The sequence below is a fragment of the Petrocella sp. genome (genome assembly GCF_059865615.1).
The window spans coordinates 1-1087 of the sequence record NZ_JCBCDA010000161.1 but is presented as its reverse complement, the minus strand read 5'-3'; the positions used below and the strand labels follow the sequence as shown (position 1 = coordinate 1087).

Below are 1087 nucleotides of genomic sequence, written 5' to 3'. Positions count from 1 at the left end.
AATCATACTGGCTGCTATTCTATCCACACTTTGATGCAAAGGTATTCTCTCGCTATTTTTTGCAAACGCCTCATAGGGTTCTAATGATTTTTGATTTCTATCAAAACCACTAACAATCTTTGTTGATTTTTTTAAAGGTTTTAGCTTTTTGTCTATAGCTCTGATTGCTTTTGCATAACTGGCTAAAGCACTTTTGCTATCCGCAATACTGAAGAAACCTAATGCATGTACTTTTGAAGATAGTTCCAATTGAATATTATATTTTTTTCTAAGCAAATGGTTACAATCATGACCAGAAATATCCGACTTATCAAAAAGCAGAATATGTTTATAAGGGTCTTTCGCAATAATACCTTCTTCAATACTTCTATAAGTGTTCAGACTCCGAATACTTTTCATTTTATTAAGAACCTTATGCACCTTTTCTAAGTGTTTCAAATGACTTGTCCACAATTTTTCTTGATACATCAACTGTCTTATACATAAATCCATCTGAGCCATCATAATATAGGATGGACTACTGGTTTGTAACATCTGTAGCATTCTAAGAACCTTTCTTTCAGACTCTTTTTCTAAATTCAGATGCATAAGTGCCGATTGAGTAAAAGTAGGCAATGTTTTATGCATGCTATGTATAACAATATCAGCTCCCAGTTTTATTGCGGAATCCGGTAGACTTTTAGAAAAGGGAAGGTGTGCACCATGAGCTTCATCCACTATCAATATGACATTATAGCGATTACATATCTTTCCAATGGATTCAATATCCGATATAAAACCTTCATATGTGGGACTCGTCATAATAAAAGACAATATTTTAGGATTGGCAATTAAGATTTCTTCCACTTTTCTTGGATCAATACCGCCAACCAAACCAAATTGGGTCACCTCTGGATAAATATACAGTGGCTTAAGCTTAAACAATGTAATGCCGTGATAGACGGATTGATGACAATTCCTAGCAACCAAAACAGTATCTTCTGCTTCATGAATACCCCCAATAGCACTTAAAATACCCATAGTACTTCCATTAACCAGAAAAATCGTTCTTTTGGTCCCATACAGTTTAGAAATATAATCCATACTT

1 protein-coding gene is annotated in these 1087 nt (G+C 34.1%); it reads right to left on the bottom strand.

What is annotated here, in order from left to right:
- The coding region (locus AC6F8J_RS14970) for an aminotransferase class V-fold PLP-dependent enzyme (RefSeq protein ID WP_500724424.1) at nt 1-1083 on the bottom strand (1083 nt) is incomplete at its 3' end.
- Between the last annotated feature and the right edge of the window lie 4 nt (nt 1084-1087).